The sequence below is a fragment of the Streptomyces spectabilis genome, assembly GCF_008704795.1.
GTDB classification, from domain to species: Bacteria; Actinomycetota; Actinomycetes; order Streptomycetales; family Streptomycetaceae; genus Streptomyces; species Streptomyces spectabilis.
In genome coordinates, this window is sequence record NZ_CP023690.1 from 7710238 (window position 1) to 7726802 (window position 16565).

A 16565-nucleotide genomic window follows, 5' to 3' on the forward strand; every position below is an offset into this window, starting at 1 on the left:
GGCTCAGGCCATTTGGCACTGTCAAGGCATACGAACCCGCAGGAAACGGAAGGTGAAGCAGCAGATGGCAGCGGTGGTCCGACCTCAGGTGGCAGCGGCGCCCCGTCCTCGGCCGAGCGGCGCCCCGGCCTCCGCCGACCTCGCCCCGACCTCGCCCCAGCCTCGCCCGGAGGCCACCTTGTAGGACGCGCGTTCGCGCGATGGAATTCGTGTACGGACCAGGGGCCGATCTCCCGCCGCACCGCGACGGGCCGCCCCGGGCCCCCACGCGGCCGAGCTGAGGAGGAACCCTTGCGGCGGTACGAACTTGTCGGACGGCGTGACATCAGGCTGGTCACCGACGCGCCGGTGCCGGAGCCAGGCCCCGGCCAGGTGCTCGTCCGCGTCCGCGCGTGCAGCGTCTGCAACCGCAGCGACCTCGCGTACTACCACTACTACGGCCTCAGGGAGCACTGCGCGACCGGCTGTTACGGCCATGAGATCGCCGGAGTCGTCGAAGCCGTCGGAGCGGGCGTCACCCGGGTCGCGCCGGGGCAGCGGGTCTTCGTGCGGACGCCGTTGACGTCGGGCTACGCCGAGTTCGCCCTCGCGCGGGAGATAGCCGTCGGCGCGCTGCCCGACTCCGTGCCCTTCGAGCAGGGCTCGATGCTCCAGCTCCTGCCGCTCGCCGTGCACGCCACGCGCGGGGTGGCGCTCGGCGACCGGGTCGTCGTCATCGGCCAGGGGCCGGTCGGCCAGATGGCGCTGCGCATGGCGGCGCGGCGCGGCGCCGCGCACATCACCGCCGTCGACCTCGACGAGTGGCGTCTGGAGCGCTCCACCCGGGCGGGCGCCGACGCGGTGCGCCACGTCGACGGCAGTGCGGGGCAACTCGCCGCCCTCAAGGAGGAGTTCGCCGCCGAGGGGGAGGAGTACGACGTCGCGATCGACGCCGTCGGCACCCCCACCACCCTCAACGCCTGCGTGGGCCTGGTGCGGCAGAACGGCCTGGTCGTGATGCTCGGCACCCACCACGTCGACACGCACGTCACCGTCGACCTCGTGACGTGGGAACGCAAGGGCCTGCGCCTGCACAGCTCCGCCGAGCCCGTGGACACCGCGCGCGCCGAGGCGCTGGCCGTCGCCGAACGCCTCGTCCACCGCGACGCCGACCGCCTTCGCCTGCCCGACCTGCACACCCACACGTACGCACTCGAAGAACTCCCCAAGGCCATGGAGCAGTTGTCCGCGAGCAGGTCGCTGCACCCCGACGCCGAACGCGCGCCGTACGACGGGCCGCCGCCCCAGACGCTGAAGGTCGTCATCGTCCCGTGACGGCGGCCGGGCGGTGAGGTGGGCGGTCGCCGGATACGGCGACGTCGTGGAGCGCCGGGTCCTGCCCGCCCTGCGGGCGCTCGGCGAGGAACCCGTGTACCTGTGGGGGCGCGACCCGGACCGGGCGGCGCGCGTCGCCGCCCGGCACGGCGTACGGGCCTGCGGCAGCGACGAGCGCGCGCTGCTCGGTGACGAGGTCGAGGCGGTGTACGTGGCCACGCCCGTGGTCCGCCATGTTCCGCTGGCACGCGCGGTGTTGGCGGCCGGGCGCCCGGTGCTCGTGGAGAAGCCGCTGGCCGGGGGCCTGGAGGGCACCGGCGGCCCGGACCGGGGCGCGGACCTCGGCGGCGGCGAACGGCCGCCCGCCGCCGTCGCGTACTACCGCAGACTCGCCCCCGCCGTCCGGCGCCTGCGCGAGGAGCTGGACGGCTGGACGCCCGCGCGCGTGGACGTGCGGTTCCGCTGCGCCTTCGCCCCCGGCCCGGGCCATCCGATGCGCTGGCGCACCGACCCGGCCGTGTCGGGCGGCGGGGTGCTCGCGGACGCGGGCAGCCACCGGCTCGACCTGCTCGTCATGCTGTTCGGCCGTCCGGACGACGTACGCGGCCGGCTCACGGACCGCTTCCCGCGGGGCGCGGAGCGACGGGCCGAGGTGGATCTCGCCTGGGCGTCCGGCGTACGGGCGCGCGTGGTCGCGGAGTGGGGAGACGCACCGCCGGTGGACCGGATCGAGGTCGTGGGCGAGGGCCGGGTCCTGACGCTCGATCCGCTCGACTCGGGGCGCCTGCGCACGCACACCGCGCGGGGAACGAGCGAGGTGACGCTGGCACCCGCGCCCAATCCCCATCAGCCGCTGATCGCCGACTTCGTGGCCGCGGTCGCGGCCGGACGGCCGCCGGTGTGCCCGGTCTCGGACGCCCGGATCGTGGACGAGATCATCGCCGCGGCGGGCCGTCCGCACCCCGCCTGGCCCCGCTGAGCGGCTGAACGTTCCTGCGGGTCCGGCCCGCCCGGACCGCTCAGGCCCCGTCGTCCGCCGACCAGGGCCGCAGCCAGCGCGGGTCCGGCGTGTCGCCCGCGCGGACGAAGCGCGTGTCGATGGAGAGCCGCATCGCGTCCGTCGTCGTGTCCAGGGACGCGTGGATGACGCTCGGCACGTGCACCATCAGGTCCCCGGCGGCGAAGTCCGCGTACAGCCAGCGGCGGTCCAGGGCGCGCGCGGTGAACTCCAGGTCGTGGCAGATCTGCCGCCGGTCCTCCGGCCGGTCCGTGGTGTCGCGCAGCGGCTCGTACTCCTCGGGGGACAGCGTGTGCGAGCCCTCCAGGTACACCAGCGCGCCCGAGCGCGGCGGGCAGTCGCCGACCGGGATCCACATCGTGACGACCCGGGGCGAGCCCTCGTCCATGTAGTCGAGGTCGACGTGGGCGCGCGAGGCGCGCCGCGAGCCCCGGTGGAAGTGGCGCAGGATGCGGCGCGGCAGCATCCGGGCGTCCCCCTCCAGGAGGTCGGCGGCCAGCTTGGCGAGCCGGGGGTCGTCGAGGAAGCGGTCGAAGGTATCGGAGCGCACGAAGGCGTGCGCCGGATGCCCGGCAACACCGTGCTCGGGCAGCTCCCGCGGCACCCGGCCGGAGAAGACGCCCTGCCGAGGGGTGGTGCCCGGCAGGAGGTAGCCGCGCGGAAACAGCGAGAAGTACGCGGAGCGCAGCCGGAGCACCTCCTCCGGGTCGAGGAAGCCCGGCAGATACAGATAGCCGTCCGCGCGCAGCCGCTCCCGCAGGGCGGCGGGGTCCGGAAGGCGCGCCGTGCCGGTGGCGCGCAGCGGGCCGAAGAGCTCGGACGAGAAGGGTATGGGCACGCCGTTCGACGAGAGGTTCACGAGGGAGTCCTTACGTCAGGGTCGACAGAGGAAGTCCTTACGACAGAGGTCGGCAAGAGGGGGGAAGCGGCAGCGCCGATGCGGAACCCAGGTCCTCAAAGGCGCGCCGCCCACTGCGAGGTGACGAAACGTCAGCTCGGCGAAGCCGGTCGAGGCCGAGCCGGGGCCGGCCGGGCCGAGGGAGGGAAGGAGAGCCAGGAGCGCGTCAGTAGACGCCCTCGACCGCCTCCTCGGTGCCCGCAAGGCCGTCGTGGTGGGGCCGGACCGCGGCCACCCCGTCCCAGGGGAACCACGGATGCGGCCCGGTCCTGATCGCGCTGTCCCGTTCGAGGAGGTTGGGCAGGAAGAGGTCTTCGAGGAGCGTGGTGACGCGCACCCTCCCGCGCTCGCCCTCGGCCACCTCGCGCCACGGATCCTGCGGGTCCACGACCTGGAGCACCGCGAAGGGCGGTGGCAGATGGTACGAGTGGCCGGTGCCCTCGGGCAGCCCGGGCGCGCCCGGCACCGCGTCGGCCTGGAGCGCGTGACCCGCCAGCGTGTTGCCGTACGTGTCGATCCACTGCACGCCGTCCAGGTGCTCCTGGCGCAGGAACGCGGCCTCGGCGGCGCTGCACGTGGTGCCGCCGGTGCACACCGCGCGGATGCCGTACGTGTGCAGGGGGCGCGGAAGGCGCATGGCGAGTTCGAGGAGCAGCCGCGAGGTGGTGAAGAGCAGCGCGGGGCGCTCGGCGGTCAGCAGCGTCAGGGTCTGCTCCACCAGGTGGGAGGTGTAGGCGTCGGCCTCGCCGCCCGCGCGGAGCGAGGCCTTCACCCAGCGCGGGTCGAAGTCGATGGCGAACACGGCACCGCGCCAGCTGTCCGCGAGCCCCTCCACGAAGTGCCCGTACGCGTGCGGGCCGCTCGGCGTCATCGCGAGCACGTCACCGCCCGCGACGCCGCGCGCCTGAAGGACCGTGCGGTAGACCTCGACGTCGTACGCGAGGCGCGTGACGTTCACGATCCGGCAGGGGGCGCCGGTGGTGCCGCCCGTCTCGAACACCCGGAACGGGCGGTCGTGGTAGCCGCGCGGGCGCAGGTCGAGGGCGCTCGCGGCGCGCAGCTCGCCCTTGTCGAAGAGGCCGAACAGTTCGAGCGCGGCGAAGCAGTCGACGTCCTTGAGCGGGTCGAAGCCGAGCCGCGGCAGCCGGGCCACCCAGAACGGCGAGCCCGTCTCCGGTGAGAAGTGCCAGCGCATCATGCGCCGCGTCCACGTATCGAGATCCACGGCGAGCTCGGGCAGACGCCCACGCAGCGTGTCGTACAGGGTGGCGAAGGTGACCTGCGGGGGGTGCCCGTCGCGGGCCGTGGTCGTCATGGGCCTCCTCCTAGGAGTGCGGGGTCGGCGGCCGGTGGACGAAGAGGGAGTCGTCGGCGATCGCGCGGGCCGCCTCGGCGGTGGCGCCGAGCACGGCGGCGAACGGGAAGGGCACCTCGTGCCCGACGAGCGGGTGCGCGACGTCGGCCGCCGCGCCGAAGCGGCCGTCGAGCAGGACGAGATGGGGGCGTACGAACACGTCGCCGCCCGTGCCCCGGACGACCGTCGGCTCGCGGGTGAGCAGCCGGTCCCCGGCGCGCAGACGGGTGCGGACGTGGGCGGCGGCGCGCTCGGCCTCGCCGGGGTCGCGGAAGGCGGTGAGGGGCCAGTCGGGGGCGGCAGGGTCGGGGGCGGGCCCCGGGTGCAGCCCGTCGAGCGCGGCGGCCAGGGCCTTCGCCACCGGCTCGGGGTCGGCGTCCAGGCAGACCACCGTGCGCACGTTGCGGCAGAACCGGCCCGAGTCGGCGGCGACCAGCGGAAGCAGCCAGGCCACCGCGTCGTCCACCGGCAGGCCCGCGGGCACCAGGGCACACCCGCGCCCGGGGCCGTGCAGGGTGAGGGTCGGCGCGTCCCGCATCGAGGCGGCGAGCCCGGCGCCGCCGTACACGACGTGCCGGTCGGTGAGCTTCACCAGGCCGTGCAGGGTGCGCTGGTCGGTTGGGTACAGGCCGATCCGCTCCGCGGGCCAGTCCGCCGCGAGCAGGGCCGCGACCAGGCGGGCGGCCGACAGGGGCTCGCGGCGGCTCGGCCGCACCCACACCGCCGCCGAGCGCTCGGCCTGGTCGAGCACGGAGTCCAGGCAGGTGAAGGTGTTGCCGGGCAGCGCCACCAGGGCGAGCGCGTCGTCGGCGTCCGGTACGTCGCGTCGCGCGAAGCCCTCGGACAGCAGCGCGCACCAGCGCTCGACCAGTGGACCGGGAAGCCCCGCGCTCTCCCACAGCGCCGCACGGAACGCGGCCGCGCTCTGCGGGCCGAGCCCGCCGACGGTCACCGTGCCGTGCGCGAACAGCTCCAGGGCGGCGCGGATGCGCCCGCGGCGGTCGGTCAGGGCCGGAAGCGCCGTCCGGGCCGTCCGCCACCAGCGACGGTCGGCGTGCGCCACGATCTCCGGTACGAGCGCGAGACGGCGCGCGGGCGACCCCGGCAGGTCCGCCGTGTCCAGGGACTCCTGCCACGCCCCCCGGCGGAAGGCGGCGAGGGCGGCGGGGCGGTCCGGCGCGGCGGTCACGACAGCTCCTCCCGCAGGGCGGCGACCACCCGCGTCTGCTCGGCCCGGGTGAGCGTCGGGTACAGGGGCAGGGCGATGTGGTGGCGCGCGAACCAACGCGCCTGCTCGTACGGGCCCTCCGCGTCGGCGGGGCGCGCCGTGTCCGCGAAGTAGGGCTGGTCGCAGAGCAGATGGTCGTAGACCTCGCCCGCGAGGGCCACGCCGTGCCGCTCCCGCAGCCGCTTCTTCAGGAGCGCCCGGTCGACGGGCGCCTCCGGGTAGGCGAGGTACTTGTAGTAGTTGCTGCGGGCGTCGGAGGGCATCGCGTGCGCGCGCAGGCCGGGCACGTCGGCGAGGAGCTCGTCGTAGCCGAGGGCGAGGTCGCGCCGTGCCGCCAGGGTGCGGCCGAAGCGCTCCAGGTCGACCGAGCCGACGGCGGCGTGCAGCTCGCTCATGCGCCAGTTGCCGCCGGGCCGGTCGTGCAGCGTGGAGCCCTGGGCGCTCTTGCCGTGGTCGCGCCAGCGCCGCACCTGCTCGGCGTCGGCCGCGGCGCAGGTCACCAGGCCGCCCTCGCCGCTGACCGCGACCTTCGTGGGGAAGAAGGAGAAGGCCCCGAAGCGGCCGAAGGAGCCCGCGAACCGGCCGTTCAGGGTGGCGCCGAGCGCGTGCGCGGCGTCCTCCACGACCGGCACGCCGCGCTCCGCGCACAGCGCGAGCACCTCCGTGAGGGACGGCGGGACGATGCCGCCGATGTGGACGGGCAGGACCGCCGTCGTGTCCGGGTGGCGGTCGAGGGCGGCCCGCAGCGCGTCCGGGTCCAGGCCGAGGCCGTCCAGCTCGATGTCCACGAACCGCACGGCGGCGCCCGCCCGCACCGCGGCGGCCGCCGTCGCGAAGAACGTGTTCACCGGCACGAGCACGGTGCGGCCCGCCACGCCGACGATCCGCAGGGCGATCTCCAGGGCCGCGGCGCCGGACGCCACGGCCACGCCCTCGACGCCCGTCCAGGTCCGCGAGAGCTCCTCGAAGCGGGCCAGTTCGGGGCCTTGGGTGAGATGGCCCGAGGCCAGCGCGGCGTCCACGCGGTCCAGGACCGCGCGCCGGTCCGCGACGTCGAAGTGGATGCGCTGCGCGGGGACGTCGGCGGGCGCGGCGGCGGGCCCCGCCAGGGTCCGGGTGAAGAAGGCGGCGGCGTGGCCCACGTGCGTGCCGTGGCCCATCGCCAGCTCGTGGACCTCCAGATCGCCCCCGGCCGAGGCGTAGGCGCGGCGGACGGCGTCGGCCGCGGCGCGCGCGTCGGCCGGTTCCAGGAAGGAGTCGGCGGTGCCGTACTGGAGCTGGAGCGGCGCCGGGGCGAGGGCGCCGTAGAGGTCGGCCAGGTCGGCGTACTCCAGGACGCCCGGCAGGACGGCCCCCTCGTAGCCGGTGAGCAGACGGGCGAACAGGGCCGGGTAGCTGCCCAGATGGCTGGCCGCGCAGACCGGCAGGGGCCGGGGCGCGAGCAGCGCGGAGTGCAGCGCGACCGCCGCGCCCAGGCTGTGCCCGAACACCCCGACGCGGCCGGGGTCGGCCCACGGATGACCGGTCAGGACGTCCAGGGCGCCGAGCGCGTCGCCGACGAGCGCGCCGAGCAGCGAGCGCCCCGTCAGGGCGAAGGCGTGCGCGAGCAGGGCCCCCTCGTCCCGCCCCGCGCGGCGCTCCTCGTCCAGGCCGCCGCCGATGCCGTGCTCGAAGGACAGCGTGACGAACCCGGCGCGGGCGAGGTGCTCGGCGACGTTCCGGTCGGGAAAGTCCGGGGGCGTCTCGCCGGTGAGCTGTTCCATTCGAGCGTTCTTGCCACCGAGGACGAGCACCGCGGGGAGGGGCGGTGCGACGTCCGCGGGGGCGGTGACGGTGCCGTGGAAGGTGCCGCGCAGGGGGGAGGCGAAGGCCAGCCGCTCGCGGCGCAGGCCGTCCGCGGTGGTCGTGGCGGTGGTGGTCACGGTCAGGGGGGTCCGCTCGATGCGGGCGAGGCGCTGTACGACGGCGCGGAGTTCGCGGGACCAGGGGGTGTGGGGCGGGGCGAAGCGCAGGGCAGGGCCGGCGGTGAGCAGGTGGCGCAGGTGGGTGGTCTGCATGCGGGTCTCGTTCGCTCCTGTGGGTGCGGGTGGTCGGCCTTCGCGGGGCGCCCCGGGCCCGCCCCTTCTCCGGAACGACGCCGGGCCCGACCCGCCCCGCACGACGGGACGGGCGGGAGGAGGACGTCCTAGACGAAGTCGGCGTGCAAGGTCTCGGGGACCTCGATCGCGTACGCGTCCAGCGCCTCGTCCAGCTTGATCTGGCCCCGCTTGAGCAGTTCGAGCAGCTCGTTCTGCGGCCGGTAGAAGCAGGACTTGCAGAGGTCGGTGCGGCGGGGGTTGGAGGCCTCCCACTCGGCGCGCGGACCGCCTTCGAGGACCGTGGGGTATCCGAGGTCGACGACGTCGCCGATGCGGTAGCGGCTGTTGAGGTGCACCTGCGGGCAGGGGTACAGATGGCCGTCGGCCCCGACGGCGGTCACGAAGCGGCTGTAGTGGCAGCGCTCGAAGTCGCCCTCGACCTCCTCGACCTGGTCCATCGGGCCGCGGTCGAGCTTCGGCACCGACACCTCGAAGGCGTCCGTGGACAGCGCGGAGGCCGCGACGAGGGAGTCGGAGATCTCCGCCATGACGGTCTCGATGGTCTCGTGCCCCATCGCGCTGTAGAACTCGGGCTCGAAGCGGACGTAGTGCGCGCCGGACTCGTGGGCGATGCGGGCCGCCGAGACGATCTCGCGGTAGTTCTGCATCGTGATCACGTAGTTGAAGCCGATGCGGAAGTCCGGTGCCACGGCGTTCTGGCGCAGGCGGCCGATGTTCTCGATGAACTTCGAGAACGTCTGCTCACGGTCGCGCGTGATGTCGTTGAACGTGGCCTCCGTGCCCGCGTTCATGCCGACCCGCACCCAGGTGTGGGTGTTGATGACGGTGTCGGCGACCTTGGGGCGGCCGAGCCGGGAGCCGTTGGTGATCAGGCCGATGTGCAGGCCCACCTCGTGCCCGGCGTTGCAGATGTCCGCGTAGCCCGGATGGATGGTGCACTCGCCGCTGCCGCAGAAGGTCACGGCGCGGCCGTCGTTCTCGGCGAACTCCTTGAGCAGGTTGATCGCCTTGTCGGTGGTGATGGAGTCCTTGAACGAGAACAGGTCGTAGAACTGCTCCTCGTTCGGCGAGTGGAAGTTGCAGAAATTGCAACGCATATTGCAGGCGCCCATGATGCCGATCCGCATGTGGACCGGTTTGATCTCCTCGTCCGCCACGAATCGACGCAGCAGATCGCGGTGGGCCAGGACCTTTTGTGGGGAGTGTGCTTGATCGAGGCTGACCTCGGGGAGGCCCTCGCCGTTGCGGGGCGCGGCCATTCCGAAATCGCGGACACCTTCAGTGCTGTTCACGAACCCCTCCACGCGCTTTTGGCGGTGTTTAGCGTTGTTCGAGCGACCTTTGTGACGGTAGGAGAGCGCTTCCAGAAGTGTCAATGGGTCTAGACAACCAGGAAGTTGAGTAAACATCTACCCCGCCATCGGTTCCGGCCAAATGTGCCAAGCACTTGTTCGTGTCATGTGCCAAAGGAAGAAGGGCTGGTGAGGGGATGTCACTTAGGCGGGCCTAAGCGCGATAGATGAGCGGTGAACTTCAGGGGCAGGGGTACTGGAAGGTGTCCTCGAAAGTCCGGTACGTCTTCCTCGGGCCGCCGCGCCCTTGCGCCGGGTACTCGATCACCGGTATGGGCTTGCAGATCGGCCACTGATGGGTCTCGGGCGACTGCTCGAAGGCGTACGTGCCCGCCGCGCCCTGGAGGCAGTTGGTGCACAGCAGGCGCCCGTCCCGCTCGACGATGCCCGCGTTGATGAGGGTGTTGTACACGTCGTCCTTCGTCGGCGTGCTCGCGGGAGCGGGCGTCCCCCCGCCGTTCCCGGTCTTCTCGTTTGCTTCGGAGTACGACCTGTCGTACGCGTTGGACAGCAGCGTGAACGCGTCGTGATACATGATCGCGTAGCCGTCGTCGAGGGGCTTCTCGCCGATGCCGTACCGCTTGTCGAGGTCGTTGAAGACCCGCAGGAAGCCGCCGAGGCCCGCGGGGGCGCCCTTGGCGGGCAGTCCGCGCGGCGTCCACCAGGTGGGCGTGACCGAGGACGCCGCCACGATCCTCGTCCGCGTTTCCCGCAGCATCTCGGTGAGTTCATTCGTGGTCAGCGTCGGCTCCAGACCGATGCCCACTTTCAGGATGCGCACGGGGCTGCGCCTGTCGCAGGAGGACTCCTGTGACAGGCGTTTCACCAGAGCCGGCAGGTCCTGGTCGCGGCCCGCGAAGAACACCGTGTCGGATTCGGTGAGGCAGATCTTCTGCGCGGCGGACTGGAATCGCTGTGGGATACCGGCGGCGGGCCCGGTCGAGCCGAGGTAGGAGGCCGAGCGCTGGCGGAGTCCGTACGCCGTGCCGAATTTCTTCTGCAGCAGCCGGTGGAGATTGCGCGAGTACACGTCGTCCGGGCGGCTGTCGTATACAAGGAACCCTTTCTTGGCGCCCGGGTTCCGCTTCAGATAGTGACCGAGCGCGTCCACGAACATGCTGTTGTTCGGTGAGGTCTTGAAGAAGTACGGGGCGTTCATGTCGGCGGAGGTGATGACCGGGCCCACGGTCGCGATGCGCCGCGCGCTCAGCGCCTTCATCGCGTCCCGGGTCTCGGGCGTGCTGCTCGGCAGCCCCGTCACGCCGACGAGCGGCGAGCGCCGGTCGTCCGCGAGGTCCGCCAGGTCGTCGACGACGGGCCGCCACTGGTCCAGGTCCTTGCCGTCGGGGGCCATCAGGAGCTGGTAGTGCGGCCCGCTGCCGCTGTTGGCCCGCAGCTGGGCGGCGTGCGCACCGGCCAGGGCGCGGCGGATCATCGCCGCCGTCATGGCGCTCGCGTCGTCCGAGGTGAACGGCATCATCAGCGCGATCCGGCCGTACGGCATGGGCGCCTGCCCCTGCGCGGGGTCCTCCCAGGCGCGCTCGACGCGGGCGTTCTCGGCGGCGACGGCCCGGATGAGCCCGTCGAGGTCCTCGTCCCCGTCGAAGGCGCTCTCCGTGACGCCCACACACTCCCCACCGTGCTCGGCCAGGCCGCCCGGGCAGTCCTCGGGGCGCAGCACCACGTAGGCGATCACGCCGGCGGCGATCAGGACCAGCGGCACCAGGATCGCGACAAGCTTGTCGAGGGGGCCGAACCCGTTGCGGCGGCGGCTCAGACGCATGCTTCCTCACAGTTCCGGCAGCGGCAGGGGGCGCTTGTCGCGGGCGGCGGCCGGCCAGGTCCTGGCGGCCTGGCTGAGCACGGCGCGCCACGTCTGGTGGCGCAGCGAGAGGAACCCGAGCTCGGCCCCGATGTCCTCGCACAGGTCGGCTTCCGGCTCCGCCGTCGCGTCGGACAGGTACCACAGGCCGTGCAGCAGCCTGTTGATGCAGCGGTCGATCTCGTCTATGTCGCGGTAGCGGTCGTCGTGCGCGCCCGCGGCCATCGCGGCCCGCTCGTCGTCCCAGTCGGCCGCGGGCGGCGCCGGTGCCGTCGCCGCGTACCGCAGACAGGCCAGCCAGCGCAGCGCGCTGAGCCGGTCCTGCTCGGACTGGAACTCCTCGGAGAGGGCGGCCACCACCGTCTTGGCGTCCCCGGCGGCGAGCGTGTGCCGCAGCGCGTCGGCCTCGCTGTCCTCGCCGCGCGTGGTGTGGTGGCGGCGCAGGAAGGCGTGCATCTCCTGCCAGCCGCGGCGCGACTCGGTGCCCCGCGAGGTGCGCCGGGCCTCGTGCACGAGCAGCGTGTGCAGCAGCGGATCGGCGGCGAGCGGCCGGTCCTGCGGGGTGTCCCGCTGCCAGTGCTCGGCCTCCAGATAGTCGGCGGCGGCGTTCGCGGGCAGCTGCTCGGGGCCCTCCAGACGCAGATGCGCGGCCAGGGCCTGCGCGGCCGTGCTGTCGCGGGCCAGCGAGAGCGGCACGAGCCGGGCGCGCTGGTGCGGCGACGGAAGCAGCCGCTCCAGGATCGCCTCGCTGACCGGGCGGCCGTCCCTGGTGGTCAGGTCGAGCAGGTGGCGCGGGGCCAGCGGGGGCGATCCCGGAGCCGCCCGCGACGCGTGCTCCAGGACGGCGTCGCACAGCACCCGGCTGGCCAGCGGGTGCCCGCCGGTCAGGGTGTGCAGGGCGGACGCCAGATACGGGTGCAGCGGCGCGGACGCGGCGTCCAGCATCAGCAGGACGTCGTCGCGGCTGAGCGGGGTGAGCTCCACCACGACCAGGCCCGCGGACGGCGCGTGCCCGGTGCGCCGCCAGCCCGTGGTCGTCACCAGGTCGGGCAGTTCGCGGCGGAGCGCGTCGGCGGCGTCCGGGGGCGCGTCGCCGAGGCGGGTCGCGACGACGACGAGCGGGTCGTGGTGGGCGGCGCCGGGCCGCGCCCGGTACTCCAGGACGAGGTCGACCAGGCGCGCCCCTGCGGGGGAGTGCGTGTTGTCGAGCAGGGCGAGCGGGCGCGGGTCGCGGTTCAGGCGCTGCCACCGGGTGCGGGCGGCGGCGACGTCCTCCAGGAAGGCGTGGACGAGGGTCTGTTCGGCGGCGTGCCGGTAGTCGCCGCCCCGGTGGAACCAGTCGGCGAGGCGGGCCAGGCCCTCGGGGCCGCCTCGACCTCCTTCGGGCGTCGTGCCGGGGCTCTCGGGCGTCTCGGCGTACCGGTCCTGGTACCACTGGCGCAGCGGGGCGGCGGCGCGGGCGCGGGTGTACCGCTCGAAGTACTCGGCGAGCACGGCGTGCACGACGGCGTGCGGGTCGGTCCCCGCCGCGGCACCGGGACCGGCCGCCGCGAGCCGTGCCCGCACCCGCGTGTCCCACGTCTGCGCGACCGCGGGCGCGGGGGCCGACTCCAGACGGCAGGCGCGCAGCAGGCGGGCGATGCGCGCACTGGCGCGGGCCCGCTCCGCGCGGTCGGCGGTGTACCCGCCGTAGACGGCGACGAGGCCCGGCAGGAGCAGCGGGAAGCGGCGGCTCACGTCGGGGGCGAGGGAGCACGCCAGCTCCTGAAGGAGCTCGACGACGAGGTCCTGCGCCGCGGTGTCGACGCGGGCGAGCGGAAGGCGCCCCGCGTAGTGCCGTTCGAGCGCCGCGAGGACGGCGGTGCGCCCCGTGCCGTGCCGCCCGGTGAGCAGCACCAGCGGCAGGTCCTTGTCGTACTCCCAGGCCACGCGGGCGCGGTCGGCGTAGGCGAGGCCGGTGAGCCGCGGGACGAGATGGTGCAGAAGCGGGTCGCGTGCGTACAGCCGAGGCGTTTCGGATGGGTGCATCTCGCCGGAAACCGCTCCTGTCCGTCGCTGCCTGCCGATGCCGTCCGCCGACTGCCGCCGGGGTGAACGGTGCCCTCCTTGCCGGTGTCAACCATCAGGTGTCAACTGCCGCGAAGGTCAAAGAAGTTACACCTCACACACTTCCCTGGCCAGGGCTTTCGGGGCAGGGGATCAGGACCGCGGCCTGAGCGCGAGTTCCACGCCCGGGGGCAGCTCCCCCGTCACCTCGCCCGGATAGTCGAGCCGCACCCGGCGCAGCGCGCGCAGGCCCGCGAGGTGCACCAGGTCCACGGTGTCGAAGAGCGTCAGGTGCAGCTCTTCGAGGCCCGGCAGGCGGCGGGCGATCCGCCGCAGCGACACCGACGCGCCGGGCCGCGCCCGCACCTCCAGGCGTGTCAGCTGCGGAATGCGCGCGCCGGGCGGGAACAGCATGATGCTCAGCTGCTCGTTCGACAGGCGGAGCGAGCGCAGGGCGGGCAGCCGGGCGAGCAGCGCGTCCCAGTCGTCGGGCCGGAGCCGGTCGCTCGCGTTGTGCAGACGCAGCTCGCGCAGCTCGGTCAGGCCCGTGACGGCGGCCAGCTCCACGGCGTCCGGAGGCAGCGCGAGCAGCCGCAGCGCGCCGGGCCGCGGCAGATCGCGCAGGCCCCGCCACGGCACGGCCGCCCCGAGCAGCAGCTCCTCCAGGTGCGGGCAGGCCGAGAGCCGGGCGAGCGGCTCCAGTTGGGGCAGATCGGCGAGGGTGAGCCGGCGCAGGCGCGGCAGCCGGGTCAGCGGCGCGGTGTCGCTGACGGCGCGGCAGCCGTGCAGCGCGAGCGTCTCCAGGGCGGGGAAGGCGGCGAGGAAGTCCAGTCCCGTCAGGCGCAGATTGCCGCGCAGGCGCAGCTCGCGCAGGGTGCCGGGGGTGAGCGCGTCCAGGATGTCCCGCTCGCTGAAGTCGCCCTGCAGCGCGACGCGTTCGTACCCGGAGAGGGCGCTGAGTGCCTTCAGTTCGGCGGGCGAGCGCACCGTGACGGCCTCGCAGGCCCCGGCGGCGAGCAGCGGCCGCACGATCTCCTCGGCGTAGGCGTCGGTGTCGAAGCGGTCCCAGTGGGCGAGGAGCTGGGCGCGGACCGCGGACTGCGGCGTGTCCAGGAACTCGCGCAGGCGGGCGAGCGCCGCGTCGCCGCCGATGCGGCAGATGGCGTGCACGGTGGTCACCTCGGCGTCGCCGGTCAGCGTCTCGGCGGCGGGCAGCAGGCCGAGCAGCAGCGTGCCGGTCTCGGCGAGGGCCCGCGCCTCGCGCATGCTGCGCGGCGGAAGGAGCTGCGCGGCCCGCTCCTCGACGGCGGCCCGGACGTCGGGGTCGAGCCGCGTCGCCTGGCCGAGCGAGGCGAGCGCGAGCAGGCGGAGGCGGGTGCGCACCCCGTCGTCCTCCTCGCGGTCGGCGCGGCCGGTCAGACGCGTCAGGAGCTCGGCGCGCTCGTCGGGCCGGGCCTGGGCGACGGCCATCTGCAGGACGTCTTCCCAGGGGTCCAGGTGCGCGTGCGCGACCAGCGCCCCGATGTCGTGCTCCTCCAGGGCGGCCTTCGCGCCGAGGAAGTCCTGGAAGGTGCGGTGGATGAAATCCACGGCGTCGTCGGCCGGTTCGCGCAGCAGGCCGGAGCGGTCGAGGAGCAGCCGAAGGACGTCCTCGGCGCTCCCGGCCCGGGCCAGCTGCGGCACCGAGGGGCGCAGCCGGTCGAGCAGGTCGACGGCGGTCTCCCGCCCCAGCCGGGTCCGCTCGTTGCGGATCAGCCAGTACGCGAACCGCTTCAGCGGCTCCGTCGCGGACTTCTCGTCCAGCTTCGGCGGGAGCCTGCCGTACAGGTCGCGCTCGCGGTCGCGGCGCTCCAGGAGCATCGAGAGCGCCGCCTCGTACAGCGCCACCCGTCCCTGCGGCAGAAAGCCCCTGCGCTCGCGGTGCAGCGCGCAGATCAGCGAGCACAGCAGCGGGTTGGTGGCGAGGTGGCTCAGCTCCGGGCTGGCGCGCACCGACCGGAGCAGGGTCGCGGCCAGCTCCTCGCCCCCGCCCGCCGCCTCGTGCCAGCGCCGCACGAACCGCCGTACGTCGTGGGGGCGCATCGGTGTGAGCGTGAACTCGCGGAACCCCTCGCGGCCCAGCCAGTCCCGGGGCAGCGCCGAGGGGCGGGTGGTGACCAGCCACAGATTGCCGGGGAAGGCCGCGTGCAGCTTGGCGAGCCAGGCCCGGGCGCGGGGGCGCTCCGCCTCCGGGATCTCGTCCACGCCGTCGATCAGGAGCACGCCGCGCCCGGCCTGGAGGACCCGCACCGCCCACCCGGCGGGCTCGGTGCCCGTCAGGGGGCAGCCGATCCAGCGCAGGAAGCCGTCGGGCATCGGCAGTTCGGCGTCCTCGCGGGCGAGCGTGCGCAGCGGGAGCACGAAGGGGACCCGGCCGAGGAGTTGCGGCAGGTGCCCCGGCACCCCGTCCTGCCGGGCGGTGGTGAGGGCCAGCCACTGCACCAGGGTCGTCTTGCCGGTGCCCGCGACGCCGCGCAGCAGGACCCGGTCGTGCCCGGCGAGCGCCGCCTCGACCGGGCCCGTGGTGCGCTCGGAGTCGGGGTCGGGGTCGACGCCGCCCCCGTCCCCGTCGGAGTAACCGGTGCCGGACCCGGGCACCGGTTCGGCCGGGTCGCGCGCGGGCACCGCCTCCAGGCTCAGATAGGCGGTCTCCAGGGGCCAGGCCTGGCTCTGCGCGTCGTGCAGGTCCACGCCGTGGATGGTCAGGGTGCGGTGCTGGCCGACGACGTAGTGGGCGTAGCGCCGCTCGAAGTCGGTGTCCTCGACGGCGGTGGCGGGCAGCCGCTCCAGGAGCAGCCGCAGCTGCTCCTGCTGCTCGCCCAGGGCGCGGCGCAGCTCGACCTGGGTGCGGGCCGCGAAGCCGGGGCGCTTGCTGAACTGGTGGACCAGGTGCAGACAGGCGGTGACGAGCAGCCGGTCGTGCAGCTGCGCGGCGTCGGCGCTGAGCAGGGCCCGGGTCTCCGGGGCGCTGGCCCGGACCAGGGCCGCGGCGAGCCGCTGCGGGCCGAGGTCGAAGGCCTGGACGTCGTCCATGTCGAGGTCGCCGAGCGCGCGCAGGGTGTGGCCGAGGGCGTAGCCCACGGCGTTCTGCTCGTCGGGGGCGATCGGCGGGTCGTGCGGGCCCGCCGCGCGGACGGCGCGGCGCACCAGCTCCCGCGCCAGCTGGTAGAGGTCGGCCTCGCTGAGGGTGCGGCGGTCGCCGGTGAAGGAGAGCAGCCGGCCGAGCCGCACCGGCCGTTCGCCGAACTCCGCCCCGGGGCCGCCCCGCGGCAGCAGGAGGCGCTTCACCAGCGGCACCACGACCGATGCCGCGATCCGTAGGCCCGCTGTCGTGCCCGCGTCCAATCCAGCCCCCTCTGCGGTCGCCCCTCCGGGTCCCCGGCCCACTATCCCGG

General features: G+C 74.2%; 10 protein-coding genes. 2 read left to right on the forward strand and 8 right to left on the reverse strand.

Annotated features, from left to right (window positions below; translation table 11 throughout):
• Positions 1-291: 291 nt before the first annotated feature.
• Both CP982_RS33610 and CP982_RS33615 read left to right on the forward strand, forming a co-directional pair.
• Positions 292-1314 carry a zinc-dependent alcohol dehydrogenase gene (locus tag CP982_RS33610; RefSeq protein ID WP_150513899.1) on the forward strand — a complete coding sequence of 341 codons (1023 nt, stop codon included), beginning with the start codon at positions 292-294 and terminating at the stop codon, positions 1312-1314.
• 13 nt (positions 1315-1327) lie between these two features.
• Positions 1328-2293, forward strand: a complete 966-nt coding sequence (locus tag CP982_RS33615; protein WP_150513900.1) for a Gfo/Idh/MocA family protein — start codon at positions 1328-1330, stop codon at positions 2291-2293.
• Between the two features lie 40 nt (positions 2294-2333).
• Here CP982_RS33615 and CP982_RS33620 read toward each other — a convergent pair whose 3' ends face one another.
• The 8 genes from CP982_RS33620 to CP982_RS33655 all read right to left on the reverse strand — a co-directional run bounded on the left by CP982_RS33620 (position 2334) and on the right by CP982_RS33655 (position 16515).
• The gene (locus CP982_RS33620; RefSeq protein ID WP_150513901.1) at positions 2334-3191 is read right to left on the reverse strand and encodes a phytanoyl-CoA dioxygenase family protein; all 858 of its coding nucleotides are present in this window, start codon (positions 3189-3191) and stop codon (positions 2334-2336) included.
• Between the two features lie 205 nt (positions 3192-3396).
• Positions 3397-4545 carry a phenylacetate--CoA ligase family protein gene (locus CP982_RS33625; protein WP_150513902.1) on the reverse strand — a complete coding sequence of 383 codons (1149 nt, stop codon included), beginning with the start codon at positions 4543-4545 and terminating at the stop codon, positions 3397-3399.
• Positions 4546-4555: 10 nt separating this feature from the next.
• Entirely contained in the window at positions 4556-5773 is a 1218-nt protein-coding gene (locus CP982_RS33630) for a hypothetical protein (protein WP_150513903.1), read from the reverse strand.
• Complete coding sequence (locus tag CP982_RS33635) at positions 5770-7869, reverse strand: aminotransferase class I/II-fold pyridoxal phosphate-dependent enzyme (protein WP_150513904.1); 2100 nt, start codon at positions 7867-7869, stop codon at positions 5770-5772. The genes CP982_RS33630 and CP982_RS33635 overlap by 4 nt, the downstream gene beginning before the upstream one ends.
• Before the next feature lie 128 nt (positions 7870-7997).
• Positions 7998-9203, reverse strand: coding sequence for a radical SAM protein (locus CP982_RS33640; RefSeq protein ID WP_229878601.1), 1206 nt, complete (start codon positions 9201-9203; stop codon positions 7998-8000).
• A gap of 241 nt (positions 9204-9444) precedes the next feature.
• Positions 9445-11046 (reverse strand): ABC transporter substrate-binding protein, encoded by a 1602-nt coding sequence (locus CP982_RS33645; RefSeq protein WP_150513905.1) that lies wholly within the window; start codon positions 11044-11046, stop codon positions 9445-9447.
• Between the two features lie 6 nt (positions 11047-11052).
• Complete coding sequence (locus tag CP982_RS33650) at positions 11053-13113, reverse strand: ATP-binding protein (RefSeq protein ID WP_150513906.1); 2061 nt, start codon at positions 13111-13113, stop codon at positions 11053-11055.
• 171 nt (positions 13114-13284) lie between these two features.
• Complete coding sequence (locus CP982_RS33655) at positions 13285-16515, reverse strand: NACHT domain-containing protein (protein ID WP_150513907.1); 3231 nt, start codon at positions 16513-16515, stop codon at positions 13285-13287.
• Between the last annotated feature and the right edge of the window lie 50 nt (positions 16516-16565).